This window comes from Kribbella sp. CA-247076 (assembly GCF_050942445.1).
Lineage (GTDB): Bacteria > Actinomycetota > Actinomycetes > Propionibacteriales > Kribbellaceae > Kribbella.
Map to the genome: position 1 here is coordinate 4,654,079 of NZ_CP192051.1, position 25,457 is coordinate 4,679,535.

Below are 25,457 nucleotides of genomic sequence, written 5' to 3' on the forward strand. Positions count from 1 at the left end.
GTACCTGCTGTTGGTGGTCCTCAGGCCTGCGGCAAACGGACGTGGGAGGGGTTGAGGTCGGCCACCCGGGAAACGCCCAGCAGCGCCATCGTCCGGCGGACCTCCTTGGTGAGGATCTCCGCCGCCCGCGCCACGCCACGCTGCCCACCGGCCATCAGACCGTAGAGGTAAGCGCGACCGACCAGGCACGCGTCCGCACCGAGCGCGATCGCGGCGACGATGTCCGCGCCGGACATGATCCCGGTGTCGAGATAGATCTCGGCGTCGCTGCCGACGGCCTTGCGGACGTCCGGCAGGATCCGCAGCGGCGTCGGCGCCCGGTCGAGCTGGCGGCCGCCGTGGTTCGAGAGCACGATCGCGTCGGCGCCGGCGTCGACCACCCGGCGCGCGTCGTCGACGGTCTGGATGCCCTTGACGATCAGCGGGCCGGACCAGATCGACCGCAGCCAGTTCAAGTCGTCGATCGTCATCGTCGGGTCGAACAGCTTGTCCAGCAGCTCGGCGACCGTGCCGTCCCAGGTCGACAGCGACGCGAACGTCAACGGCCGCGTGGTCAGCAGGTTCGCCCACCAGGCCGGGTGCAGGGACGCGTCCAGCACGGTCTTCGCGGTCAGCGACGGCGGGATGGTGAACCCGTTCCGGACGTCGCGCAGCCGCGCACCCGCCACCGGTACGTCGACCGTCAGCATGAGCGCCTCGTACCCGGACGCGGCCGACCGCTTCACCAGGTCCTCGCCCGCGTCGCGGTCCTTCCACACGTACAGCTGGAACCACTTGCGCGCGTCCGGACCGGCCGCGGCGACGTCCTCGATGGACGTCGTACCCATGGTGGACAGCGCGTACGGGATGCCGATGTCCTCGGCGACCTTGACCACCGCGCTCTCGCCCTCGTGGTTCATCATTCGGGTGAAACCGGTCGGCGCGAACGCGAACGGCAGCTCCGAGCGACCACCGAGGATCGACGTCCCGAGGTCGATGTCGGAGACGTTGCGCAGGATCGACGGCTGCAGCTCCATCTCGGCGAACAGCCGCCGGGCCCGCTGCAGGCTGATCTCCGCCTCGGCCGCGCCGTCGGTGTAGTCGAACACCGAGCGCGGCGTACGGCGTTTGGCGATCGCCCGCAGGTCGTGGATCGTGAGCGCCTTCTCCAGCCGGCGGTCGGTCCGGTTCACCGTGATCGGCTTCGGCCGCAGCAACGGCTTCAACTCGGACCATTTCGGGAGCTGTCGGTCGGTCATCGGTACTCCGGGGCCGGCGGGGTCATGTGGTCGGACCACAGCATACCTGTGGTCCGACCACACAGGTAGAGTCGACTCTTGGGAGGTCTGGGGAGGATCGTGGTCCGGATCAGGCCGGCAATCCTCCCCGAACCGGTCGGAGGGTGTGGGTGAAGAACTACGAGCTGGTGCTGCACGGGGTCGAGGCCGAGCTGGCGGCGGGGCGGCTGCGGATCGGCGAGCGGCTGCCGGGTGAGCGCGTGCTCGCCGAGCAGCTCGGGATCAGCCGGCCGTCGGTGCGCGAGGCGGTCCGGGTGCTCGAGGCGATGGGCGTGGTCCGGACGGCCACCGGGTCCGGGCCGGACGCGGGCGCGGTGATCATCGCCGAGCCGGTGTCCCCGCTGACCGCGGTCCTGCGGTTGCATCTGGCCACCAACCACCTGCCGATGAACGACGTCGTGCAGACCCGGATCCTGCTGGAATCCTGGGCCGCGCGGGAGGCCGCCGCCCGGGAAGCCGCCGGCCGGCAGGTCGAGACCGGTGAGCTCAAGCTGGCCGAGGACCTGCTCGACCAGATGGACGCGCCCGGGCTGTCACCCGAGGAGTTCCACCTGCTGGATGCCGAGTTCCACGTGGCGTTGTCCGGCCTGGCGGGGAACGTCCTGGTCGCGGCCGTGATGGCCTCGCTGCGGTCGGCGATCCACGGGTACGTGCTGGCCGCCGTACCGAATCTGCCGGACTGGGAGGCGACCACGGTCGGGCTGCGGTCCGAGCACCGCGCGATCCTGGACGCGATCCGCGCGGGGGCACCGGACGACGCCGCCGACCTGGTCACCGCCCACATCCGTGGCTTCTACCAGGCCGCCCGGCTCAACACCGCTCCGTAGCCGAGAGCGCCGTACGACGCAGGCCGAGGACGACCGCGGCGCCGACGACGAGGTGCAGCGACGCCAGGCCGAGCTTGGCACCCGCGCCGATACCGCTGGTCAGCGGACTGCCGAGGGACAGGACGCAGGCGATCACCGCGGTCACGGTCCAGACCTTGCGTGCGTTGACTGTGCGGCGCTCGAGGATCGCGAGCAGGCCCCAGCCGGCGAACGCCATCGCGGCCGCCGCGAAGAACACCGACACCGCGCCGACCTCGACGGTGCCGCTCCCCTGCTTGGCCGCGAGGTCGATCCCGGCGACCGGCTCGAGCAGCGCCCACAGCGCGAGCGCGGCGACCACGGTGACACCGGCGACGGCGAGCCGGCTGCGGCCCTCGACGCGGACGGGACGGGCATCGAGTTGGACTGACATGAGTTCCTCCTGACGGGGTGATGGACCCCTTCAACCTCCCCGAACACGCGACCGCGCGGCATCGGCCGGAGAGCTGGACCCACCTGGTCCGAAGTCGGCCGGGCACCGACTTTGGTCGGTGGTGACGGACCGCGATCGCGGCCTAGGGTCGGGACCATGCAGGAGTTACCGACCCGGAACCGCAGCGCCTTGCTGTGCGCGGGGCAACGCTGGGCGAACGTCGCCGCGGTCCTGGCGATCGGCGGGTTCTCGGCGGCCACCATCGTCGGCCGCCATGCCAACGGCGCCGAGAGGTCGTGGCTGGTCCTCGACATCGTCGTCGGGATCGTTGCCAGCGGCCTCATTCTCACGCTCGCCCGCCGGCCGGTTCCCGGCGCGCTGGCGCTGGCCGTCCTCGCGGCCGTCTCCCCCGCCGCCACCCCGGCCTCGACCAGCGGCACGTTGACCGTCGCGCAGCGCCTGCCCCTGCGGACCGCGGTGCTAATCGCGGCGGCGGGCACGGTCGGTCATCTCGTCCAGGGGCTGTGGCGGCCGATCGGCAACCTTCCCTTCCTGTGGTTCGCGGTCCTCGACGTCGCCATCCACGCGGCCTTCCTCGGCTGGGGTCAGTGGACCCAGGCCCGGCAGCAGGTGCTCGACTCGCTGCGTGAGCGCGCGGTCCGGGCGGAGACCGAGCAGGGGCGCCGGGTCGCCGAGGCCCGGTCGCTCGAGCGGACCAGGATGGCGCGCGAGATGCACGACGTACTCGCGCACCGGTTGTCGCTGCTGGCGACGTACGCCGGTGCGCTGGAGTACCGCCCGGACTCGTCGCCGGAGAAGCTGGCGCAGGCGGCCGGGGTGATCCGGGTCGGCGTGCACCAGGCGCTCGACGAGCTGCGTGAGGTGATCAACGTCCTCCGCGACGAGGACGTCTACGAGGGCCGGCCGCAGCCGACGTTCCAGGATCTCGAGGCGCTGGTCGCGGAGTCCCGGCAGGCCGGTACGACGATCGCGTACGACGACCGGGTGGACGACTCCACGACGTTGCCGCCGGCCACCGGGCGGACGGCGTACCGGGTCGTCCAGGAGGGGCTGACGAACGCCCGCAAGCACGCGGCCGGCCGGCCGGTGAGGCTGACCGTCGCCGGGCAACCCGGCGATGGCCTGCGGATCGAGCTGACCAACCCGGCCGCCAACGGCGCCTCGGTCACTCCGGGCAGCGGGACCGGGCTGGTCGGGCTGACCGAGCGGGTCCAGCTCGCGGGCGGCTCGCTGGACCACGGGAAACGGCCCGACGGCGGCTTCCGCCTGGAGGCCTCGCTACCGTGGCCGTCATGACCGAGCGGAGCGAGGGCATCAGAAAGCACAGTCCGACTCGTACCTCAGCCGCGCCCGGAGCGAAGCGAGGACGCGGATGAGCAACACCATTCGTGTTCTCGTGGTGGACGACGATGCGCTGGTGCGGGCGAGTCTGGAGATGATGCTCGACGGCGCGAACGGGATCTCGGTGGTCGCTCAGGCCGCCGACGGGGACGAGGTGCCGGAAGCGGTGGACGCGCACTTCCCGGATGTCGTCCTGATGGACCTGCGGATGCCGCGGGTGGACGGGATCGTCGCGACCCGGCGGGTCCGGGCCCGCAAGGATCCGCCGGAGGTCGTCGTCCTGACCACCTTCGACACCGACGAGAACGTGCTGCACGCGCTCCGCGCCGGGGCGAGCGGGTTCCTGCTGAAGGACACGCCGCCCGCGCAGATCGTCGACGCCGTCCGGCGGGTCGCGGCCGGGGACCCGATCCTGTCGCCCGGGATCACCCGGCGGCTGATGGACCGGGCCGCCACCCAGGCCGACGCGCACACGGTCGCGCAGAACGCGCTCGAGCGGCTGTCACCGCGGGAGTACGACGTCGTCCTCGCCGTCGCCCAGGGGAAGTCGAACGCGCAGATCGGCTCCGAGCTGTACATGAGCGTGGCGACGGTCAAGGCGCACATCTCGCACATCCTCACCAAGCTCGAGCTCGGCAACCGCACCCAGATCGCGCTGCTCGCGCACGACGCCGGATTGGCCTGAGGATGGCTTAGGTTGGGCGGCATGATTCGGGTGCTGCTGGCGGATGACCAGGCGTTGGTGCGGGCCGGGTTCCGGTCGCTGCTGAACGCCGAGGACGACATCACGGTGATCGGCGAGGTGTCGGACGGCGCCGAGGCGGTCGCGGTGGCGCGCGCGGAGAAGCCGGACGTCGTCCTGATGGACATCCGGATGCCGGGCACTGACGGGCTGGACGCGACCCGGCAGATCGGCGCCGACGACGCGCTGGCCGACGTCCACGTCGTCATCCTGACCACGTTCGACCTGGACGAGTACGTGTTCGAGGCGCTCCGGGTCGGGGCCAGCGGGTTCCTGATCAAGGACACCGAGCCGGTCGAGCTGCTCCAGGCCGTCCGGGTGGTCGCGCGCGGTGACGCGCTGCTGTCCCCCGGCGTCACCCGGCGGCTGGTCGCGGAGTTCGCCACCCGCAGCCGGCAGCCGCACGCGAGCAAGGAGCTCGACGTCCTCACCGACCGGGAGAAGGAGATCGTCGCCCTGGTCGGCGAGGGGTTGTCGAACGACGAGATCGCCGAGCGGCTCGTGCTGAGCCCGGCGACCGCCAAGACCCACGTCAGCCGGGCGATGATCAAGCTCGGCGTCCGCGACCGCGCCCAGCTGGTCGTCGTTGCCTACCAGACCGGCCTGGTCCGTCCCGGCTGGCTGGGTTGAGTCTGGGTTCGGGTTGACCTTCAACCAACCCGAACCCCCAGGCTCCAGGGCATGAGGTATCTGGAGCAGATCACCGCGGCCATGCAGGCCGACGACCGCCGGACCCGGCTGACCGGCCTCTGGGAGGAGGCGGCCGACGACCGGCAGTCCCGCTGTGCCATCGCGCACTACCTGGCGGACGTGCAGGACGAGACCGAGGACGAGCTGGCCTGGGACCTCCGCGCCCTGGAGTACGCCGAGGACGAGAACTGGCTGCCGTCGCTGCACGTGAATCTCGCGGACGACTACCGACGGCTCGGTGACGCGGCCAAGGCGTCGCAGCACCTGGAGACCGCCCGGGAGAAGCTCGGACTGCTGGCGGACGATGCGTACGGCGACCTGATGCGGAGCGCTGTCGAGCACGTCGCGCAGGCGCTCGCCGACGGGAGCAGGCAACGCCTGGAGACCAATCCGAGCACCTGACTACTCCAGCGGCGGTAGTCGCGGTCACTCCCGCTGGGCGACGCCGTACCCCGGCCCGGACCGGCAGGCTCGAGGTATGGATGCACTAGTTGAGGTCACGGGGCTGACGAAACGGTACGGCGACACCCTCGCGGTCGACGGTGTCGATCTGACGGTGCTGCCGGGTGAGGTCTACGGGTTCCTCGGGCCGAACGGTGCCGGGAAGACGACGACGCTGCGGATCCTCACCGGGCTGATCGCGCCGACGAGCGGACGCGTCCGGGTGCTCGGCGGTGCGCCGGGGCACTCCGACGTCCTGGGACGGACGGGGTCGATGATCGAGTCGCCCGCGTTCTACCCGTACCTGTCCGGCCTGGACAACCTGCGGCTGCTGGCCGAGTACGCCGCGGTCCCCCGCCGGAAGATCGACGAGGTGCTGGAGCTCGTCGACCTGACCGACCGGGCCCGCGACCGCTTCTCGACGTACTCCCTGGGGATGAAGCAGCGGCTCGGGGTGGCCGCGGCGCTGCTCAAGGATCCCGAGCTGGTGATCCTCGACGAGCCGACCAACGGACTCGACCCGGCCGGCATGCGGGACATGCGCCGGCTGATCCGCGAGCTCGGCTCCGGCGGGCGGACGGTCCTGCTGTCCAGCCACCTGCTGGGCGAGGTGCAGCAGATCTGCGACCGGGTCGGGATCATCAACTCCGGCCGGATGGTTGCCGAGCACAACGTCGAGGACCTGCGCGGTGAGCAGGAGCTGCTCGTCCGCGCCGCTCCGCGCGACCAGGCGCACACGCTGCTGGCGAACTTCGGACCGGTGCACCAGTACGACGACACGCTGCGGGTGCAGGTGGACCCGGCCCGGGCGGCCGAGGTGAACCGGGTGCTGGTCGAGGCCGGGGTCGCGGTGTCCGAGCTGCGCAGTACTGAACGAGCTCTGGAGGACGTCTTCTTCCAGCTCACGAGCGAGGAGAAGGCCGATGTTGGGTAGTTACCGCGCGGAGGTGCTGAAACTCCGCAAGCGTTCGGCGGTCTGGGTGCTGTTCGGGGCCGGGCTGGTGCTGAGCCTGATCTTCGGCTACCTGCTGCCGTACCTGGGCTACGTCACCGGGGATGAGAACCCGCAGACCGACGGCGTACCGCGGGCCGAGATCCTGCGCGGGATGCTGCCGGAGCGGGTGATGGACAACACGATCGGCGGCTACCCGATCTTCGCCGGCGCGCTCGCGCTGGTGCTGGGCGCGATCGTGGTCGGCGGCGAGTACACCTGGGGCACGCTGAAGACGATCCTGACCCAGCGGCCGGGACGCGGTGCCGTGCTGGCCTCGCAGTTCCTCGCGCTGGCGACGATGATCGCGATCTGGGTGCTCGGCATCTTCGCCGCGTGTGCGCTCTGCAGCATCGGGATCGCGGCCGCGGAGAACGGGTCGATGGACTGGCCCGGGCCGACCGCGATCCTGGAAGGACTCGCCGGCGGCTGGCTGGTGCTGATGACCTGGTGCCTGGCCGGGGCGGTACTCGCCGTTGCCTTCCGCAACGTCGCGCTGCCGATCGGGCTCGGTGTGGTCTGGATCCTCGGCATCGAGACCCTGCTGGCCGGGGTGGTGAGCAGCCTGCTGCCCGACCTGGAGTTCCTGGCCGACGCCCTGCCTGGCGCGAACGCGGGATCGCTGGTGTTCAGCGTGACCGGGATGGTCGCCGCCGACGCGCCACCCGGCGTGCGCGACGCGGTCGGCGGTGGACGGGCCCTCCTGACGCTAGTGGCCTATTGCGCGGTCTTCGCCGTACTCGCGGCCTGGACGACCCGGCGCCGGGACGTCACCTGATCCCGGCGTGGACCAGGGCGAGCTCGCAGAACATGGCGTTCGCCCAGGAGAACCACTCGCGGGTGTACTGCGACGGGTCGTCGACGTCGAAGCCCTCGTGCATCTGCCCGGTACCGCCGGTCGTGTCCCGGAGGAGCTCCAGCAGCCGCTGGCGCTCCTCCGCCGACGTACTGGAGATTCCCTGGACGGCGAGGGCGATGTGCCAGACGTAGTTCGGCGGGGTGTGCGGGCTGCCGATGCCGGCGGCGTGCGTACCGCTGTAGTAGTACGGGTTCTCCGGGCTGAGCAGGAGCTTGCGGGTGGCGAGGTACGTCGGGTCGTCGGCGGCGGCGTACCCGGACAGCGGGATCGACAGCAGGCTCGGCATGTTGGCGTCGTCCATCAGCAGCGACCCGCCCAACCCGTCCACCTCGTAGGCGTAGACGCGACCGTGCTCAGGGTGGTCGACCGTCCCGTACTGCGCGATCCCGTCGTCGATGTCGGCCTTCAGCGCCTTCGCCCGGTCCGCCAGCGCCTCGTCCCGGAGCACCTCGGTCGCGATCTCCTGCAGGTAGCCGAGCACGACCGAGGCGAACATGTTGCCGGGCACGTTGAAGCCCAGCTCGGTGGCGTCGTCACTCGGCCGGAACGCGCTCCACGACATCCCGGTCGGCCGGGTCAGCCGGCCGCGGCCGTCGCGGACGAGGGTGTCCGACGGCCGGTCGTCGTGCCGCTGGAACCGGTACGGCGACCGGTTCTCGTGGTCCTGCTCGACGGTCCACAGCTCGATGATCGCCTCGGCCGCGGCGGTGAAGCGGGCGTCGACGACGTCGTCGCGTCCGGTCGTCCGCCACAGCCGGTAGGCCAGGTCGAGCGGGAAGCAGAGCGAGTCGATCTCGTACTTGCGCTCCCACACCCACGGCGACATCTCGGTGTCGTCGGTGGTGTGCCCGGCGCCGTTGGCCTCCCGGTTGAACGCGTTCGCGTACGGGTCCAGGACGACGTACTCCAACTGCCGGTGGAGTACGCCGATCAGCACGTCCTGCAACCCGGGGTCGTCCTTGCACAGCAGCAGGTACGGGCGCAGCTGGGCGGCCGAGTCACGCAGCCACATCGCCGGGATGTCGCCGGTGAGCACGAACGTCGTGCCGTCGGGCAGCCGCTCGGCCACCGCGGGAAGGTTCTCGGCCATCGATCGCCGGAACATCTCCGCGATCACCTCGTCACCGGTCGCCCGGCGAACCTCCGCGGTGGCGCGGGCCAGTACCTCGGGATCGATCATCGACAGTTCACCTTTCAGCAACGAGTTCCTTGTGCGGCAGGACCGACGGGTTCGGGGAGAAGGTCCGGTCGAGGACCAGGCTGGCCGCGCCGATGGCGCCGACGTCCGCGCCGAGCGCCGTTCCCGCGACCTCGAACGGGTGGACCGAGCGGACCAGGAACCGTTCGGCCAGGGCGGTCCGGACCGCGTCGCCGAAGAACGGCGCGAGCTGCTCCCAGTGCGGCCCGCCGAACACCACCCGCTCCAGGTCGAGCAGGTTGGCGATGTCCTCGACCACCTTGGCGATCCGCTCGGCCGAGGCGGCGACGATCTCCCGGGCCACGCCCGGGCCGGCCTCGGCCACCGCGCACAGCCGGGTGAACGCAGCATCCACCGCCTGCCGATCGGCCAGGTCGATGCCCTGGGCAAGTACTCCGGCCTGGATCGCCTGCCGCACCAGGTAGCGCGGCTGGGAGGTCTCGCCGACGCAGCCGCGGCGGCCGCAGTAGCAGAGCGGGCCGTCCGGGTCGACGATCACGTGGCCGAGCTCGCCGACGTTGCTGGACGAGCCGCGGACGACCTCGTCGCCGATCACCAGGCCGGCACCGATCCCGGTGCCGAGGTAGAAGAACACGAAGCTGCCCCGCCCGTTCGGACCACCGGCCCACTTCTCCGCCGACGCCGCGGCGGTCACGTCCTTGTCCAGCAGGACGGGCAGACCGGTCCGCACCCGCAGCTCGTCGCGGAGCGGCACGAGGTGCCAGGCGGCCAGGTTGGGCGGGTCGACGACCACACCGCGGTCGACGTCGATCGGTCCCGGCGCCGCGATCCCCAGGCCGACCACGCGATCCCGCGGGGCGCCGGCCTCGCCGATCACCTCCTCGATCGTGGCCGCGATCCCGTCGATCAGCACGTCGGGGTGGTCGCCGTACGGCGTCTCGACCCGGCGCCGGGCAACGACCTCACCGGTCAGGTCGAGCATCACGACGGTGACGACGGCGGGGTCGAGGTGGACGCCGACGGCGTACTGGCCGGTGGGCTCGAGTTCGAGGAGAGTGCGGGGCTTGCCGAGCCCGTTGCCGCGCTGACGGCCCGCCTCACGGACGAGCCCGGCCTCGAGCAGTCGCCGGGTGATGTTGGAGATCGCCTGTCCGGACAGGCCGGTCGCCTCGGCGAGCTCGACCCGGCTGAGCTTCTGCTCGGTCCGGCGGATCGTGTCGAGTACCACGGCGTCGTTGTACCCGCCGACCCGATCCAGATTCGTCCCCCGGCGTACTGCCACCGAACCCCCAGCTGTCACGGTGAAACCGGATCGGCGCCCCACGGACGTGACCAGTCGTAGTGGATCGCCTCGCCGCCCGATCGCCACGCGGTCGGCGTGGTGTTCTCCAGCCAGTCGACTGGCTCGATCCCGGCCGCGTCACCGCCATCGAGCGCCAACCGGATGCTTTCGCTCAGCGCCTGGTCCGACCGCTCAGTCCGGGCCGCCGGGTCGACCGACACGAACAGCGCCGTGCCCGACCGGGCGATCAGCTCCAGGAACCGCTCGTTCAGCTCCCACGGCGTTTCCGGCGTGCACGGGACGCAGTCGGCGTCGACGGTGAAGAAGCGGTCGTGCTGGGGCAGCCGGAAGGCGAGCGTGTTCACGCCCATCTTGCGAGTCCGCTCCCAGTCGCGGCCGGAGGTGTCGTCACCGGTGCGCTGGATGTCGACCAGCCCGGCCGCGAGGTGGCCGACGGTGTTGCAGCCGATCAGTACGACGTCGTCCGCGGCCGCCCGGACCTCGCGGTAGAACGCCAGCACGATCTCGGCCGTCGTCCGCGTGGGGTCGTGGAACTGCCACCCGTGGTTCGTCAGCCCGGCCCCCATCGCCGGCCCGAACCGGCCGAAGACGTCGTACGTGCTGAAGTCGTGCTTGACCAGCTCGAAACCCCAGTCCTTGAACCGCTGCAGGTCCGCGCGGACCAGGTCGAGCACTTCCGGGTACGTCGGATCGAGCGCCCGGCCGTCGTCGACACCGGGCCGTCCCCAGGCGCCCGCCTCACGGACCCGCAGCGGGCGGAACCACAGCCCTGGACGGGCCCCGATCGCCTTGATCGCGGCCGCCGTACCGGCCAGGTCGTCGAAGACGCCGGGGATGCCGACGTCCCACGGCCCGCCGGCGGCGTTTCCTCCGCCCGGATACCAGCCGTCGTCGACGACGCTGAAGGGTTTGACCTGGTGGCCGTCGGCGAGTTCCACGACGGTGGTCGCGTCCTGGAGGACGGCCTTCTCGTCGAAGTTCTCGCCGTACGCGTAGTACCAGTTGTTCGCCCCGACCACCGGCGCGGGCTCAGGTCGCGCCGGTAGCCGGGAGCTCATCGCGGCGACCGCTGCGTGCAGGGTCAGCCAGGGCGTGCCCGCGTCCGCGAACCGCCGTACGGTCGTGGCGGTCAGGGTCCGGCCGTTCAGCTGGACCGGGCCACCGCCGTTGCGGAGGTCGAGCCAGAGCGTGAAGCCGTCGGCGTCGACCGTCCACGAGCAGAACGCGTTCGGCTGGACGTCCACGCCGGCGCCGGTGGTCCGGCCGGTGCTCGGGTCGTGGGCGAGGAAGTACCACGGCAGCAGTCGCTCGGGTTGCTGGTGCCGCCACTGCAGGTCGCCGTACGAACGTTCCCACGCGTCACCCAGGACGAGCGCACCGGCAGGCAGCGGCTCGGACCAGCGGAGCGCGACCCGGGAGACGGACCGGGCGCCGACGTCGATCGTGCCGTCGGACCAGCGCACCTCGACGCCGTTCGCCGACCAGGTGTCGCCGCGGCGGACGGCAGTGGTCAGGGTGTCCGAGGGGCCGACCTGGACGAAGACCGCGCTCGGTTCGTTCACCTGACTCCCTTGCGGACGGAATTTCCCCACAGACTTTAGTTAGTCGCGCGAGACAGCGTCAAGGCTCTCCACGGCCTCCACCAGACGGTCGACATCGGACTGGTCGGTGTACGGCGCGAGGCCGACGCGGACCGCGCCGGCGGCGCCGAGGCCGAGGTGGCGAGCGGGCTCGTAGGCGTAGAAGGAGCCGGCCGGCGCGTTCACGTCGGCCGCCGCGAGCCGCTCCGCGACCGCCGCCGGCGCCCAGCCGTCCAGAGTGAACAGCAGGGTCGGCGTACGGCGTGCCGCCCGGGCGTAGCGGGTGATCCCGGGGACGGCCGCGAGCCTCGTCTCCAGCTGGACCCGGAGCCCGTCCTCGTACTCCTCGACGAGCTGGAGCGAGCTCCGCAGACGCTCCCCACGCGTCGACCCGGTGCCGCCGAGACCGGCGATGAAGTCGACCGCCGCGGTCGTCCCGGCGAGCAACTCGTACGGCAGGGTGCCGAGCTCGAAGCGCTCGGGTACGGCGTCGGTCGCGGGCGCGAGCTTGTCGGGCCGGAGTGACTCGAGCAGCTCCGGGGAAGCGGTCAGCGCGCCGAGATGCGGGCCGAAGAACTTGTACGGCGAGCAGACGTAGAAGTCGGCGGACGCGGCGTCGACCGGGGCGTGCGGGGTCAGGTGGACGCCGTCGACGTACAGGAGGGCGCCGGCCTGGTGGACGAGGTGGGCGATGCGTTCGGTGTCCGGGCGGGTGCCGAGCAGGTTGGAGGCGCCGGTGACCGCGACCAGCCGGGTGCGCTCGTTCAGGAGCGGCGTGATGTCGTCGAGCTCGGACGTCTCGGTGTCGAAGCCCAGCCAGCGGACCGTGGCGCCGACCGCCTCGGCGGCCTGCACCCACGGGCGCACGTTCGCGTCGTGGTCGAGCCTGGTGACGACGACCTCGTCGCCAGGCTGCCAGGTCTTCGCGAGCGTCCTGGAGAAGTCGTACGTCAGCTGGGTCATGCTGCGACCGAAGACGACGCCGCGCGGGTCCGTGCCGAGCAGGTCGGCGATCGCCTGGCGGGCACCGACGACGGTCTCGTCGGCCCGGCGCTCGGCGGCGGTCAGCGCGCCGCGGTTGGCCATCGCGGACGTCAACGTCCGGGCCACGGCGTCGGCGACCACCCGCGGGGTCTGCGAGCCACCGGGACCGTCGAAGTGGGCGGCCCCTTCGTCGAGGGCGGGGAACTGCTTCCGGACAGCAACGACATCGAAGACACCCATGACGGTCATCCTCTCCTGTCGCCGGGACGTCTGCCACCGGTCGTCCATTTCTCACAAGCACTGCCCGATGACGGGCAAATGTGTACGAGTTGTCCGTGGCGTAGTGCAGGATGTCAGGAGTGAGCACCGTGACGACTACTGACCGGGTCCCGCTGCAGGCCTGGCTCCCGACGATGTTGACCCTGGCCGCCATCTGGGGTTGCAGCTTCCTGTTCATCTCGGTCGGCGTGCGCGAGCTGCACCCGCTCTACCTGGCCCTCGGGCGGGTGGTCGCCGGATCGCTGGTGCTCGTGGTCATCCTCGCCGTCAAACGCGAGTCGCTCCCCCGCGAGCCCCGGCTGTGGGTGCACTCGTTCGTCGTCGGCGCGGTCGGGTCCGCGATCCCCTGGACCTTGTTCGGGTACGGCGAGCAGCGCATCCCGTCGCTGCTGGCCGGGATCTGGAACGGCATCACCCCTCTCGTCGTGCTGCCGATCGCCGTCCTCATCTTCCGGACCGAGACGTTCTCGCTGCAGCGGGTGCTCGGCCTCGTGGTGGGCTTCGGCGGCATGCTCGTCGTACTCGGCGCCTGGAACGTGCAGGGCGGCGCCGACCTGACCGGTCAGGCGCTCTGCATGCTGGCCGCGGTCTGCTACGGGTTCGCGGTGCCGTACCAGAAGCGGTTCATCGCCGGCACGACGCTGTCCGGGACGGCGTTGTCCGCCAGCCTGCTGATCTGCGCGACGGTCCAGCTCGCCGTGGTCGCGCCGATCGTGACCCGGGAGGCCCCGCCGGTGCCGTGGTCGCTGTCGATCGAGGTGCTGGCGAGTGTGATCGCGCTCGGGGCGCTCGGGAGCGGGCTCGCGTTCGTCCTCAGCCTGCGCAACATCCGGCTGATCGGCGCCAGCCGGTCGTCGATGGTGACCTACCTGATGCCGGTGTTCTCGATCCTGGTCGGCGTGATCGTGCTGCACGAGCACCTCACCTGGTACCAGCCGGTCGGGGCGTTGATCGTCCTGCTCGGGGTTGCGGTCTCGCAGGGCCTGGTGCGGAGCCTGCGCCGCAGACCGGCCCTCGCCCCGGAGGCCTCAACGGCGTAGGCCCGTCAGCGGCGGAGGTTGGGCACGGCCGCGACGACGACGGCGACCAGGGCCAGGACAGTCCCGGCGACGACGGGGAACGTGACCGCCTTGTCGGCGGCCGGGACGAACAGGTCGATGAACAGGCTGGCGATCAACTGCCCGGCGATCGTGCCCAGGCCGAGCACGAACACGCCGACCACGCGGACCACGGCCGCGGCGGCGCTGATGAAGATCACGCCGCACGCCCCGCCGAAGTACAGCCAGGGCTCGCTCGGCAGGTGCTGCGGTGCGCCCCGCAGTACGAGGTCGGCGAGGAAGACCACGAGCAGCGCGACGAAGCCGACGAGGAAGTTGACCACGCCGGCCGCGACCGCGCCGTACGCGTCCGGCGAGGCGGTGCGGGCGACCCGACCGTTGATCGCTTGCTGTACCGCGCTACCGACGCCGGCGAGGGCGGGCAGGACGGCGAGCAGCAGGCCGTCCGGGTGACTCAGCTGGGACGACACCGCGAGTACGACGGCCGCCAGCGCCATGACCGCTCCGACGAAACGAAGCGTGGTGTAGGGCTGCGGACCGGCCGGACCGAAGCCGAGCCGGTCGACCACGAGACTGCTGACCGCCTGGCCGGCGACGCCCGCGACCGTGAAGACCGCGACGCCGATCACGGAGACGGTGATCGACTGGGTCGCGACCAGGAACGCGCCGGCCACTCCCCCGATGCACTGCCACCAGCGCAGGCCGCCGTGACCGCGCATCGGGGTCCGGATCGCCCGCCAGACGTTGGCCAGGGAGGTCCGGATCCGCGGGACCAGCGCCGTACCGATCAACAGGATCAGCAGTCCGGTGCCGAACGAGATCAGCGCGGCCGCGACCCCGTCGCCGAGCACGTGGCCGAGCTCGCCGTTCAGGCGGGACTGCACCGCGACCAGCATCCCGATGCCGAACGCCGCGCTCAGGCCGACGATCTGGTGCTGCCGGGCCGAGCGGGGAGGACGGGTGGCGGTCGTTGTCACCCCTCTATCATGACCGTTCGCCGTCTTGCTCCTGACCGCTGGTCCACATTACGACCGTCTGATCAGTGCGAGATACATCGCATCGGTGCCGTGCAGGTGCGGCCAGAGCTGGACGTCCGGGCCGTCGCCGAGGTCGGGGACGCCGGGGAACAGGTCGCGGGCGTCCTCGAGGCGGGCGTCGTCCCGCTTCCCGAGGACGGCGTCCACCACCGCGCGGGTCTCGTCCGGGTGCGGGGAGCAGGTGACGTAGGCCACCACGCCGCCCGGCCGGACCGAGGTGATCGCCGAGTCCAGCAGGTCCTCCTGGAGTGGGCGCAGCTGGACGACGTCTTCCGGCGTACGGCGCCAGCGGGCTTCCGGGCGACGGCGAAGAGCTCCGAGGCCGGTGCACGGGACGTCGGCGAGCACCCGGTCGTACGAGCCGGCGGGCCAGGTCGGCTTCGTGCCGTCACCTACCAGCACCTTGTGATCGCCGGGGATCGCCCGCAGGTTGGCCCGAACGAGGTCCGCTCGATGCTTGAGCGGCTCGACTGCTGTCAGGAGGCCGCCACGCTGTTGCACCAGCGCTGCCAGCAGGGCCGACTTCCCGCCGGGCCCGGCGCAGAGGTCCAGCCACCGCGCGTCGTCGCCGTCGATCGGAGCCGCGGCCAGCGCCGCCGCCACCAGCTGCGACCCTTCGTCCTGTACGCCGGCCCGCCCGGTCGCCACCGCGTCGATCCGTCCCGGATCCCCACCACCCTGCAGGACCGCCGCATACGGCGACCACTTCGCCCGGCTGGCCCCGGCCTCGACCAACTCGTCCACGTCCGCGACTCCGGGCCGCGCGACCAACGTCACCCGAGGCGGCTCGTTGTCCGCGTCGAGCAACCGCTCGAGACCCGCGCCGGCGCGACCCGCACCGTCACCCGACGGCTCGCCAGGCGGGCTGTCCGCCTTCTCCCCCAGAGCCTCGGCGAAGGCCTCGATCACCCAGCGCGGGTGGGCCTTGGCGATCGCGAGATGGCCGAAGCGGTCGTCTTCGATGGCCGGAGCGACCGCTGCGACCCACTGGTCGAGGGTGCGTTGGCTGATCTTGCGGAGTACGGCGTTGACCAGGCCGCTGCGTTTCTGGCCGATCTCGGCGCGGGTCAGCGTGACCATCTCGCTGACCGCGGCGTACGAGTCGACCCGCATCCGGAGCAGCTGGTGCGTGCCCAGCCGGAGCAGGTCGAGCAGCTCCGCGTCCAGGTCGGCGAGTGGTCGCGACACGCTGCGCGCGAGGAAGGCGTCGTACGTGCCCTGCCAGCGGAGCGTGCCGTGCACGAGCTCGGTGCAGAACGCGGCGTCCCGGCCGCCGAGGCGCTGCTCACGGAGCGCCTTGTTGAGCACGAGATTCGCGTACCCGCCCTCGGCCGTCACCTGCCGGATGACCTGGTACGCGACCCGGCGAACCCGGTCCGGCCGGCGTTGGGGCGCCCGGTTGCGAGGCGACCGATCACTCACGCGGACGGTCCCAACCGATCCTCGTCGGTGAGGCGCACACCGCGAGCCCAGTCGGCCGCGGCCATCGGCTTCTTGCCCTGCGGCTGGACCGTCACCAGCTCGACCGCCTTGCTGCCGGTGCCGACCTTCACGCTCGACTTGGTCGCCTGCAGCTCACCCGGCTTCAGCTCTTCCTCGGTCAGCCGGACGGCGAGCACCTTCAGCCGCTCCCCGCGGAACGTCGTCCACGCGCCTGGCGCCGGGTTGCACCCGCGCACCAACCGGTCCACCCGCTGCGCCGGCGCGGCCAGGTCCAGCTCGGCGTCCTCGACGTTGATCTTGGGCGCCAGCGTGACGCCGTCGGCCGGCTGCTCCCGCGCCTCCAGGACGCCGGCCTCGACGCCGTCGAGCGTGTCCACGAGCAGCTTCGCGCCTGACTCGGCCAGCCGGGTGAGCAGGTCGCCGGCCGTGTCCTCGGGCCCGATCGGCTCGGTCAGTACGCCGTACACCGGGCCGGCGTCGAGCGCCTTGACGATCCGGAACGTGCTCGCGCCGGTCACGTCGTCGCCGGCGATGATCGCGTGCTGCACCGGCGCGGCCCCCCGCCAGGCGGGCAGCACCGAGAAGTGCAGGTTGATCCAGCCGTGCTCCGGGATGTCCAGCGCCGCCTGCGGCAGCAGTCCGCCATACGCGACCACCGGGCAGCAGTCCGGCGCGATCTCGGTCAACCGGGCCAAGAAGTCCGGCTCGCTCGGCTTGACCGGCTTGAGCACCTCGATCCCGAGCTCCTCGGCGAGCTGGGCGACCGGCGACGCGACCAGCTTGCGGCCCCGCCCGGCCGGCGCGTCCGGACGTGTGACCACGGCAACGACATCGTGGCGGCTGGCGACGATCGCCTTCAACGCGGCGACCGCGGGCTCCGGCGTCCCGGCGAAAACGACTCTCACAGACCGAATCCGTTCATCCCGTGGGGTGAGACCTTCACCTGGGGCATGCCGCCGAGGCCGGACCAGTCGGCCTCGCGGATCGCCTTCATCGCCTGCTTGCGGGTGTCGGTGTCCAGCCGGTCGATGAACAGCACGCCGTCCAGGTGGTCGGTCTCGTGCTGGATGCAGCGGGCCAGCAGGTCCGACCCCTCGATCACCACGGGGTCGCCGTACATGTTGAAGCCGCGGGCGATCACGGACTGGGCGCGGCGGCAGTCGAAGGTCAGGCCGGGGAGCGACAGACAGCCCTCGGGGCCGAACTGCTCGTCCGCGGACAGCGTCAGCTCCGGGTTGACCAGGTGCCCGAGCTCACCGTCGACGTGCCAGGTGAAGACCCGCAGGCCGACGCCGATCTGCGGCGCGGCCAGGCCGGTTCCGGGCGCGGCCTGCATGGTCTCGGTGAGGTCCTGGACCAGGCGGCGCAGCTCGGCGTCGAAGTCGACGACCGGGTCCGCCTTGGTGGTCAGGACAGGGTCGCCGAACAGGCGGATGGGTGTGACCGACAACAGACTCTCCAGCGTTCCACGGACCGGGACCTGCCAAGTCTAGTTGGCGGGGGCGGGGCGCCCAGGCGGGGAGGGGGCTCCCCATTGTTGCCACAAGCACGTACTGTGGTCTCAGGCGTACCTACAGTCACTGCCGTCCCACGCCTCACGGGAGACCCAATGCCCACAGCAGCACGGGGGGCAACTCTGATCCTCCTGGGCGCACTGCTCGCCCCACTTGTCACAGCCCCGGTCACCGCCGCGGCCTACGAGCCCCGCGACCGTACGACGCCCGGCCCACCGACCACCGCGATCCCGGCCCCCGAGCCCACCACCGCCGAGCGGACCGCCGAGCCCACAGCTGCGACCGAGGCGACCGTCCAGCCGGTGGCGCGGAGTTGGAGCGAGCTCGCGAAGCAGGTCGCCGAGACCTCGCCCGACGATCTGCAACTGCGTTCCGCGGACACCTCCACCCGGGCGTCCTCGGTCCTGCGGTGCTTCCGGCTCGAGCAGGAGAACTACTGCCTCGGCCTCGGCTTCGTCGACCAACTCCCGGACGGCGCCCAGCTGCAGGAGCTGATGACCCCGCCGAGCGTTCATGCGGACAGCGAGGCCGGGGTCGAGCAGGACATCCCGACCGGTGCGCTGGCGCCGGAGGCTTTCGTCGCCGACCGTACGTCGATGCCGAAGAGTGCCCGGGTGAACGCCGAGCTCGACGAGATGCAGGCCGCCTGGGACGGCCGCGACAAGGCCCGCGCCCTGCGCCTGCTCGACGCGACGCCGACGACCTCACCTGGCGCACCCACGGACCGAACGCTCAGCACCAGACCGTCGACGGCGCCAGCCACCCCGACGACCGCCCCGACTCCGACGCCCACGCGGACGGCGCCGTCGCAGGGGACGCCGACGCCGGTGCCGGCTCCGGTGGCGCCGGTGAAGCCGCCGAAGTCGTCGTACATCATGAAGGGGTTCCAGACCTCGCAGGAGAAGGGGTACTGGTGTGGTCCGGCGACGTTCCAGTCGATCGACTGGGCCGACGACAACCAGAAGGACACCCAGGCGTCCTGGGCGAAGGACCTCGGCACGACGACCTCCGGGACGGCCATCACCGCGATGGTCAAGCAGACCAACCTGAAGACGAACTGGGACCTGGCGGCCGGGACGTACATCGTCCAGAGCGTCGGCCACTGGAACGCGCAGAAATTCTTCGCCGTGCACCAGAACCACCTCGGCGACGGCAAGCCGGCGCCGATCATCGAGCACACCCAACTGCTCAAGCGCTACTTCCCGTACCTCGCGTTCAACCACAGCGGCCACTTCCAGGTCGGCCGCGGGTACGACCGGACGAAGGGCACGATCGCGATCTACGAGGTGTTCAACGAGCGCCGGTTCAACAGCCGCGGCAACATCACCAGCGGCCCGAAGAATATCCCGGCCACCGCGCTGTTCAACGCGACCCTGGCCAACGCCTTCAAGAACATCGGCCTCTGACATGCGTCGTGCCCCCGTGGCGGCCGTCGCCGTCCTGCTGCTCGTGGCCGGCTGCTCCTCCACCCCGCAGGACACCGGCACGAGCACACCGACAACGAGCAGCACCCGACCGAGTACGCCGACCACGACACCGTCGGCGCCCACCGACCCCGGCACGGCTCTGCCGGTGTGGACCCGGATGATGCGCCAGCCGGTGGACGGTCTGCACCTGGTCACCCAGCAGCGCAAGTACGTCGTCACCCGCGCCAGCGACGAGGCCGGTACGACGACCATCACCGACCGCACGAGCAAGAAGGTCGTCGTCCGGCACGTCCCGCCCGCCGGCTTCGTCGCCCAGTCCCCGGTGGTCATCGACGACCGCTGGGCCCTGATCGAGGACATCCGCTCCGAAGGCGCGGACCCACAGATCCGCGTGTACCGGTACGACCTGACGACCGGCCGGGCGACGGATCTGGCCGGCCGGCTGCCGACGGTCTCCGAGCCGGAGATCGGCGCGCTCGACGGCACGTTCGCCTACAGTTCGACCGACGCCCGGAACCGCTCGTGCCTGATCGTCGCCGAGCTGTCGACGCTGAAGCCACGGACCGTGGCCTGCGTCGCGAACCCTGGGTACGTCGCCGACCCGGTCATGTCCGTGGACTCGGTCACGTTCAGCGAGATCACCGCCCCCGAGACCGCCGGCCGCTGCAAGCGCGTGCTGACCGCCTCGCTGTCCGGTGGCCCGGCCCGGCCGGTGCCGGCCGCAACGAAGTGCATCCAGTGGAGTGGTGCGTCCTTGCGCGGGGCAACCGTGTGGTCGGAGGTCGGCGCGACCGACCCGGACCAGTACCAGAGCAAGGCGTACGTACGAGAGTCGGCCGACTCCCCCGCCCGCCCGCTCGGCGTGATCGTCACCGACACGATCCTTGCCTGCGGCCACTGGATCTTCTGGCAGACACGGACCGTCGCCGGCGGCAACGAGGCCTACCAGATCAACCGCTGGCGTCCTGGCCTGGAGCAGCCGCAGCGCATCTACAACGGCAAGCCCGGCACCGCGCTGACGCCGCTGACCTGCCAGGACGACACGGTCTACGTCGAGGCGGCTCAGCTCGCGACCGCGCCGACGTACACGGAGACCTTCTCCGCGCCGGCTACCTGACCGGCAGTCCGCGGTCGCGGAGGTGCTTGCGCAGGGTCTCGGCGTCGGTGAACAGCTCGGCGTCGAGGCCGACCGCGCGGGCGCCGTCGACGTTGTGCTGCACGTCGTCGGTGTAGAACGTGCGGGCCGCGTCCAAGCCGTACCGCTCGAGCAGAACCCGGTAGATCTTCTCGTCCGGCTTCACCGTCTGCTCGACGCCGGACACGACCTCCCCGTCGAACCCGGTCAGCACCGGGAACGTCTCCTTCGCGATCTCCCATTTCTCCGCGGAGAAGTTGGTCAGCGCGTACGTCGGGATGCCCGCGTCCCGCAACTCGGTGACGACGTCGACGGTGTCCTGGAAGACGCCCTTGACCATCTGCAGCCAGCCGGTGTCGTACGCCGCGATCCACTCGGCGTGGTGCGGGTGCAGCGCGGTCAGCTCGGCGATCGCCTCCGCCCAGGGCCGCCCGGCGTCCTGCTGCTGGTTCCACGCCGACGTCGTCACCTCGGTCAGGAACCGGGTGCGCTCCTGCTCATCCGGGATCAGGTCGGCGTACAGGTAGTCGGGACTCCAGTCCAGCAGCACCCCGCCGATGTCGAACACCACCACGTCGATCGCGCGCTCCGTCATGCCGGCAACCTTATGCGACCGCGCTAGACGGAAGTCCCCGTGTTCGCCGCCGCCCGTGCGTGCAGGGCCGGTGCGAGCGCGTACTGACCGGCGAAGATCAGTACGCCGAGCAGTGCGCAACCGATCCACGTCGTCACCGGGCCGAAGTACTCGAGGGAGTTGGCCCCGGCCAGCGGGCCGACCACGGCGCCGACGCCGAAGGCCATCCCGGACAGGCCCATGTAGCCGCCGCGGAGGTCGACCGGAGCGAGATCCGCGAACACTGCACCGATCACCGCCGCGAACCCGATCTCACCGATCGTCCACACCACGACCGACAACCCGTATCCCCACCACTCGTGCACGACCGCGCCGATCCCGAACCCGAGACCGACGACCAGCATCGACGCCGCCAGCAGCTTCGGCCGGTCGAACCGTGCCAACCGCTTGCCGAGGAACGGCTGCGCCACCACGATCACCACGCCGTTCAGCGCGATCACCAGCCCGTACGTCGACGACGGCAGCCCGTCGTCCGCCATCGCCAGCGGCAACGTCGAGTACCCCTGGAAGTAGATGGTCGCGTAGCCGATCTGCAGCACGACCATCAGCAGGAAGACCGTGTCCCGGAGCGCGACCGGCAACAACGGCCGGCGTGCGGTGCCCTCGTCCAGGGCCGGACGGGTCTCCGGGACCATCGCCCAGATCACCAGCCCGGCGATCACCGACGTACCGGCGTTGATCCAGAAGAGCAGGCCGTAGCCGATCGAGGCGAGCACGCCCGCGCTCACGGTGGAGACGGAGAAGCCGAGGTTGATCGCCCAGAAGAGCAGTCCGTACGCACGGACTCGCTCACCCGGCTGCAGCAGGTCGGCCACGGTCGCCTGCACGGCCGGGCGGAACAGGTCCCCCAGCAGGCCGACGACGAACGCCGCCGCCCAGATCATCACCATCGAGCGGGCCGATCCCAGCATGATCAGCGCGGCCGCCGTACCGAAGAAGCAGGTCAGCATCGTCACGCGGCGGCCGACCCGGTCGGCCAGCCAGCCGCCGACGAGCTGCGACGCCACCGAGCCGGCACCCACCGCGGCCGCCACGGCGCCCGCCGTACCGGCCGAGAGATGCCGGTCCTGGGTCAGGTAGAGGACCAGGAACGGCTGGACGAAGCTGCCGAGCCGGTTGACCAGTTGGCAGACCCAGAGCGCCCAGAACGCCCGCGGCAAGGCGGGCGCGGGCGACTGGACAGCGGCGGCAGCACTCATGGTGACCACTGTCCGGGACGATCGGGCCACCTGTCGAACATTAGGGTCAGGACTAATCGACTACGATGGCGGCGTGATCACGATCAGGCTGAACGCCGGGGACGTGGGCCGGATCCGGTTCGCGCTCTCGCCGGTGTGGGAGATCGTCACCAGCGTGCGGGCGCTGAGCAACGACACGGCCCGCAGCGTGCACCGATCGTGGTTGCAGAAGGTCCGGCCGATCATCGACGGGCCTGACCTGACGTTGCTCAAGGCGCTCGTCCCGCCGATCGGCTACATCCCGGACTTCATCACCCCGGCGCCGCCACGACGGTCGACCAGTCTGGAGTCCGGGCTGGCCGCGATCGCCGCCACTCCGCACCACCTGGTGGTCGGCGAGCTCGGGAAGCTGCACACGGACACGCCGAATCCGTTGCTTCCGGACCTGATCGCCCATCCGGCCAAGGCACTCGACCTGATCACGACGTCGATGGAGAGCTACTGGCGCCGCGCGCTCGAGCCGGACTGGCGGCGGATGCGGGCGCTGCTGCAGGAGGATCTCGCGTTCCGGATGGACGAACTGACCAGCGGCGGGATCGAGCGGCTGTTCCGCAACCTGCATCCGTCGATCCGCTTCAGCGGCACGCGGATCGAGATCGACCGGCCGTTCCTCTGCGACGGTGAGCCGATGGCCGGGCAGGGCCTGTTGCTCGTGCCTTGCGTGTTCACGTGGCCGGGGGGGCTGGCGGTGACCGCGGCTCCGCACGTGCCGACGATCACCTATCCGCCGCGCGGACTCGGCCGGTTGTGGGAGGACCGGCAGGACACGGCGGAGTCGCCGCTCGCGGATCTCGTCGGGCGGACGCGGGCCGCGATCGTGAGCCATCTGGACCTGCCGATGTCGACCACCCATCTGGCGCATCAGCTCGGGGTGTCCGCACCCACGCTGAGCGTGCACCTCGGCATCCTGCGGAACGCGGGCGTCGTCGACTCGCGCCGGGACGGCCGGGCCGTGCTCTACTACCGGACCGCGCTCGGCAACCAGCTCCTGGCCGCCGCCACTCCCCTCGCCACCACCGCGTGAGGGCTCACTTCCTAGCCGAAGCTCGGTGGATCCACCTGGACGCGGACCGAGCCCGGGTTCTTCTTGGCGCTGCGGGCCGCCTGCGCCTCCTTCAGCATCCGCGCCAGCGCCGACCCGGCCGCGCGTGGTGTCCGGACGACCGCGCGCACGGTCTCGTCGTCGACGTCGACCGGGCCCAGGACCTCCAACCCGGCAGTTGCCAGTAGCAACTGACGTAGCCGGGCGATCAAGTCCGTCACTGCCTCGGACGGGCCGGTGAGCTCGGCCAGCTTGGCGGCAGGCGCCAGCCGGGCGGCCCGGCGCTCCTCCACCTCGCGCGCCGCGAACCCCTCCGGGCTCCACCGCACGATCGCCTGCAACGGCAACGCGGACGGCTCGCCGACCAGTATCACCGTGCCGGTCGACCGGACCAGGGCCGCCGCGTTGAACCACCGCCGGACAGCCTCCTCCGGCGCCCGCAGATCGGGCCGGGCCAGCATCAACCACGTGTCGAGCAACAGCGCCGCGCCGTACCCGCCCTGAGCCACCGGCTCGGCTCCCGGTGTGCTCACGATCAACGCCGGCTGCTCCGGTACGACGTCGAGCACGTTGTCGCCGCCCGACGTACGCACGACCAGACCCGGGAACGCGCGGCCCAGCTCCTCCGCCGTACGACGAGCGCCGACGACGGCAGCGCGCATCCGGGTGTCCCCACACTCGGGGCAGCGGTGGTCCGCCGCCGGCCGACCACACACGCTGCAACTCGCCGGCCCGGATCCCCCGGTCCGACGCAAGGTCCCGCCGCAGGTCAAACACCGTGACGGGGCGCGGCAGGTCTGGCACACGAGGCTCGGCAGATAGCCGGCTCGCGGCACTTGCACCAGCACGGGCCCGGATTGCAGTCCCTCGCGGGCGATCTCGAACGCCCGGTGCGGCAGCCGCGCGGCCCGGGCCGCCGGATCGCGGGCGAGATCCGTGTCCGACTCCCCGGTGATGTGTACCGACGGCGCGGCCGCCCGGATCGCCGTCCGGTCCGCAATCAACTCGTGCGCGAACCCGGACTCCAGCAGCGCGGCTGCCTCCGCCGTCCGCGCGAATCCACCGAGCAGCGCCGCACACTGCTGCCGGTACGCGCGTAGCAGCAAGACTTCCCGGGCATGCGGGTACGGCGCGCGCGGCTCGGCGTACGAGTCGTCGCCGTCGTCCCACAACGCGACCAGCCCGAGGTTCATCACCGGCGCGAACGCGGCCGCCCGGGTGCCGATCACCACGCGCGCACAGCCACGCAACGCGGCCAGGAACGCCCGGTACCGCGCCGTGGGGCCGAGATCCGCCGACAGCGTGACGAACCCGTTCGCGCCGAGCACCGTCGTACACGCCGCTGCCAGCCGCTCGAGATCGCGCGCATCCGGCACCAGCAACAGCGCGCCTCGCCCCGACGCCGCGCACACCGCGGCCGCCTGCGCGAACGCGAGCGCCCAGTCGGCCCCCGGCAACGCCGTCCAGATCGCCCGCGGCGCCTCCGACCGGGAGACCGCATCGAGGAAGCCGGGCGGGTACGGCGACCACTCGGAGCGGGACGTGGACAGCGGCGGGGGCGTGGGCTGGTCGCACCGCAGCGCCTCGCCCTCGACCTTCGCGTGCCGTGGCGGCACCGCCAACCGGGTGACGTCGGCGAACACCCCGGCGTACCGATCGGCGACCGCGCGGCAGAGATCGGCGACCTCCGGGGTGAGCACCTGCTCGGGCGAGACGACCTTGCGGATCCGGGTCAGCTTGCCGTCGTGGTCGGAGGACTCGAGTCGCTCCAGCACGAAGCCGTCCAGGTCCTTGCCGGCGAACCGGACCTTGACCCGCGCCCCGGGCTGCGCCGCCTCGGCCAGGTCGTCGGGCACCAGGTAGTCGAACGGGCGATCCAGGTGCGGCAACGAGATGTCGACCGCGATCCGGGCCACCGGCAACGACGAGGTGATCCCGGCCGGCTCCTTCGTCCGCGACCGGCGAACGGTGTCGCGCAGCAGCGTCAGCTGCTCCGGCGAGTCCCCGTTCGATGTCACCGGGA

At 71.4% G+C, this 25,457-nt stretch carries 24 protein-coding genes; 11 read left to right on the plus strand and 13 right to left on the minus strand.

Going from position 1 to position 25,457, the window contains the following annotated elements; all coding sequences use genetic code 11:
- Positions 1-20: 20 nt before the first annotated feature.
- The gene (locus tag ACQPYZ_RS21895; protein ID WP_433159003.1) at positions 21-1,238 is read right to left on the minus strand and encodes an alpha-hydroxy acid oxidase; all 1,218 of its coding nucleotides are present in this window, start codon (positions 1,236-1,238) and stop codon (positions 21-23) included.
- 149 nt (positions 1,239-1,387) lie between these two features.
- On the opposite strand from ACQPYZ_RS21895, the gene ACQPYZ_RS21900 reads away from it, so the two are divergent.
- Positions 1,388-2,104: a FadR/GntR family transcriptional regulator gene (locus ACQPYZ_RS21900; protein ID WP_433159005.1), complete on the plus strand. Its 717-nt coding sequence runs from the start codon at positions 1,388-1,390 to the stop codon at positions 2,102-2,104.
- On the opposite strand, the gene ACQPYZ_RS21905 is transcribed toward ACQPYZ_RS21900, so the two are convergent.
- Complete coding sequence (locus tag ACQPYZ_RS21905) at positions 2,088-2,516, minus strand: DUF6069 family protein (RefSeq protein ID WP_433159008.1); 429 nt, start codon at positions 2,514-2,516, stop codon at positions 2,088-2,090. The two genes, ACQPYZ_RS21900 and ACQPYZ_RS21905, sit on opposite strands and share 17 nt — an antisense overlap.
- A gap of 156 nt (positions 2,517-2,672) precedes the next feature.
- Here ACQPYZ_RS21905 and ACQPYZ_RS21910 point away from each other — a divergent pair, with 156 nt between their 5' ends.
- From ACQPYZ_RS21910 to ACQPYZ_RS21935, 6 genes are all read left to right on the plus strand, one after another.
- Positions 2,673-3,833, plus strand: a complete 1,161-nt coding sequence (locus ACQPYZ_RS21910; RefSeq protein ID WP_433159011.1) for a sensor histidine kinase — start codon at positions 2,673-2,675, stop codon at positions 3,831-3,833.
- 76 nt (positions 3,834-3,909) lie between these two features.
- Positions 3,910-4,563 carry a response regulator gene (locus ACQPYZ_RS21915; RefSeq protein WP_433159013.1) on the plus strand — a complete coding sequence of 218 codons (654 nt, stop codon included), beginning with the start codon at positions 3,910-3,912 and terminating at the stop codon, positions 4,561-4,563.
- A gap of 21 nt (positions 4,564-4,584) precedes the next feature.
- Positions 4,585-5,250, plus strand: a complete 666-nt coding sequence (locus tag ACQPYZ_RS21920) for a response regulator (protein ID WP_433159015.1) — start codon at positions 4,585-4,587, stop codon at positions 5,248-5,250.
- A 51-nt stretch (positions 5,251-5,301) separates the two neighbouring features.
- The gene (locus ACQPYZ_RS21925; RefSeq protein WP_433159018.1) at positions 5,302-5,712 is read left to right on the plus strand and encodes a hypothetical protein; all 411 of its coding nucleotides are present in this window, start codon (positions 5,302-5,304) and stop codon (positions 5,710-5,712) included.
- A 76-nt stretch (positions 5,713-5,788) separates the two neighbouring features.
- Complete coding sequence (locus tag ACQPYZ_RS21930; protein WP_433159020.1) at positions 5,789-6,685, plus strand: ABC transporter ATP-binding protein; 897 nt, start codon at positions 5,789-5,791, stop codon at positions 6,683-6,685.
- Positions 6,675-7,520, plus strand: coding sequence for an ABC transporter permease subunit (locus ACQPYZ_RS21935; protein WP_433159023.1), 846 nt, complete (start codon positions 6,675-6,677; stop codon positions 7,518-7,520). The genes ACQPYZ_RS21930 and ACQPYZ_RS21935 overlap by 11 nt, the downstream gene beginning before the upstream one ends.
- On the opposite strand, the gene ACQPYZ_RS21940 is transcribed toward ACQPYZ_RS21935, so the two are convergent.
- From ACQPYZ_RS21940 to ACQPYZ_RS21955, 4 genes are read right to left on the minus strand one after another with little or no spacing between them, the layout of a single operon-like run.
- A complete protein-coding gene (locus ACQPYZ_RS21940; protein WP_433159026.1) occupies positions 7,513-8,781 on the minus strand; it encodes a glycoside hydrolase family 125 protein in 1,269 nt (422 codons plus the stop codon). The two genes, ACQPYZ_RS21935 and ACQPYZ_RS21940, sit on opposite strands and share 8 nt — an antisense overlap.
- Before the next feature lie 7 nt (positions 8,782-8,788).
- Positions 8,789-10,060 carry an ROK family transcriptional regulator gene (locus ACQPYZ_RS21945; protein ID WP_433159028.1) on the minus strand — a complete coding sequence of 424 codons (1,272 nt, stop codon included), beginning with the start codon at positions 10,058-10,060 and terminating at the stop codon, positions 8,789-8,791.
- The gene (locus tag ACQPYZ_RS21950) at positions 10,057-11,625 is read right to left on the minus strand and encodes a hypothetical protein (protein WP_433159031.1); all 1,569 of its coding nucleotides are present in this window, start codon (positions 11,623-11,625) and stop codon (positions 10,057-10,059) included. The genes ACQPYZ_RS21945 and ACQPYZ_RS21950 overlap by 4 nt, the downstream gene beginning before the upstream one ends.
- 39 nt (positions 11,626-11,664) lie before the next feature.
- The gene (locus ACQPYZ_RS21955; RefSeq protein ID WP_433159034.1) at positions 11,665-12,867 is read right to left on the minus strand and encodes a cysteine desulfurase-like protein; all 1,203 of its coding nucleotides are present in this window, start codon (positions 12,865-12,867) and stop codon (positions 11,665-11,667) included.
- Positions 12,868-12,995: 128 nt separating this feature from the next.
- On the opposite strand from ACQPYZ_RS21955, the gene ACQPYZ_RS21960 reads away from it, so the two are divergent.
- Positions 12,996-13,946 (plus strand): DMT family transporter, encoded by a 951-nt coding sequence (locus tag ACQPYZ_RS21960; RefSeq protein WP_433159037.1) that lies wholly within the window; start codon positions 12,996-12,998, stop codon positions 13,944-13,946.
- A 5-nt stretch (positions 13,947-13,951) separates the two neighbouring features.
- Here the strand turns inward: ACQPYZ_RS21960 and ACQPYZ_RS21965 are convergent, their stop codons facing one another.
- The 4 genes from ACQPYZ_RS21965 to def are packed head-to-tail and all read right to left on the minus strand — an operon-like array spanning position 13,952 to position 17,894.
- Entirely contained in the window at positions 13,952-14,941 is a 990-nt protein-coding gene (locus tag ACQPYZ_RS21965; RefSeq protein ID WP_433159040.1) for a DMT family transporter, read from the minus strand.
- Positions 14,942-14,989: 48 nt separating this feature from the next.
- Complete coding sequence (locus tag ACQPYZ_RS21970; protein WP_433159043.1) at positions 14,990-16,423, minus strand: RsmB/NOP family class I SAM-dependent RNA methyltransferase; 1,434 nt, start codon at positions 16,421-16,423, stop codon at positions 14,990-14,992.
- On the minus strand, positions 16,420-17,349 hold the full coding sequence (gene fmt / locus ACQPYZ_RS21975) for a methionyl-tRNA formyltransferase (protein ID WP_433159046.1): 930 nt from the start codon (positions 17,347-17,349) through the stop codon (positions 16,420-16,422). The genes ACQPYZ_RS21970 and fmt overlap by 4 nt, the downstream gene beginning before the upstream one ends.
- Positions 17,346-17,894, minus strand: coding sequence for a peptide deformylase (gene def, locus ACQPYZ_RS21980; RefSeq protein ID WP_433159048.1), 549 nt, complete (start codon positions 17,892-17,894; stop codon positions 17,346-17,348). The genes fmt and def overlap by 4 nt, the downstream gene beginning before the upstream one ends.
- 159 nt (positions 17,895-18,053) lie before the next feature.
- Here def and ACQPYZ_RS21985 point away from each other — a divergent pair, with 159 nt between their 5' ends.
- Both ACQPYZ_RS21985 and ACQPYZ_RS21990 read left to right on the plus strand, forming a co-directional pair.
- Entirely contained in the window at positions 18,054-19,364 is a 1,311-nt protein-coding gene (locus tag ACQPYZ_RS21985) for a C39 family peptidase (protein ID WP_433159051.1), read from the plus strand.
- 1 nt (position 19,365) lies between these two features.
- Positions 19,366-20,502, plus strand: coding sequence for a hypothetical protein (locus ACQPYZ_RS21990; protein ID WP_433159054.1), 1,137 nt, complete (start codon positions 19,366-19,368; stop codon positions 20,500-20,502).
- Here ACQPYZ_RS21990 and ACQPYZ_RS21995 read toward each other — a convergent pair.
- Both ACQPYZ_RS21995 and ACQPYZ_RS22000 read right to left on the minus strand, forming a co-directional pair.
- On the minus strand, positions 20,495-21,115 hold the full coding sequence (locus tag ACQPYZ_RS21995) for an HAD family hydrolase (protein WP_433159057.1): 621 nt from the start codon (positions 21,113-21,115) through the stop codon (positions 20,495-20,497). The genes ACQPYZ_RS21990 and ACQPYZ_RS21995 overlap by 8 nt on opposite strands.
- Before the next feature lie 23 nt (positions 21,116-21,138).
- The gene (locus tag ACQPYZ_RS22000) at positions 21,139-22,353 is read right to left on the minus strand and encodes an MDR family MFS transporter (RefSeq protein WP_433159060.1); all 1,215 of its coding nucleotides are present in this window, start codon (positions 22,351-22,353) and stop codon (positions 21,139-21,141) included.
- Positions 22,354-22,426: 73 nt separating this feature from the next.
- Here ACQPYZ_RS22000 and ACQPYZ_RS22005 point away from each other — a divergent pair, with 73 nt between their 5' ends.
- Entirely contained in the window at positions 22,427-23,416 is a 990-nt protein-coding gene (locus tag ACQPYZ_RS22005; RefSeq protein WP_433159062.1) for a helix-turn-helix domain-containing protein, read from the plus strand.
- Positions 23,417-23,427: 11 nt separating this feature from the next.
- On the opposite strand, the gene ACQPYZ_RS22010 is transcribed toward ACQPYZ_RS22005, so the two are convergent.
- The gene (locus tag ACQPYZ_RS22010; RefSeq protein ID WP_433159065.1) at positions 23,428-25,452 is read right to left on the minus strand and encodes a primosomal protein N'; all 2,025 of its coding nucleotides are present in this window, start codon (positions 25,450-25,452) and stop codon (positions 23,428-23,430) included.
- Positions 25,453-25,457: the final 5 nt, after the last annotated feature.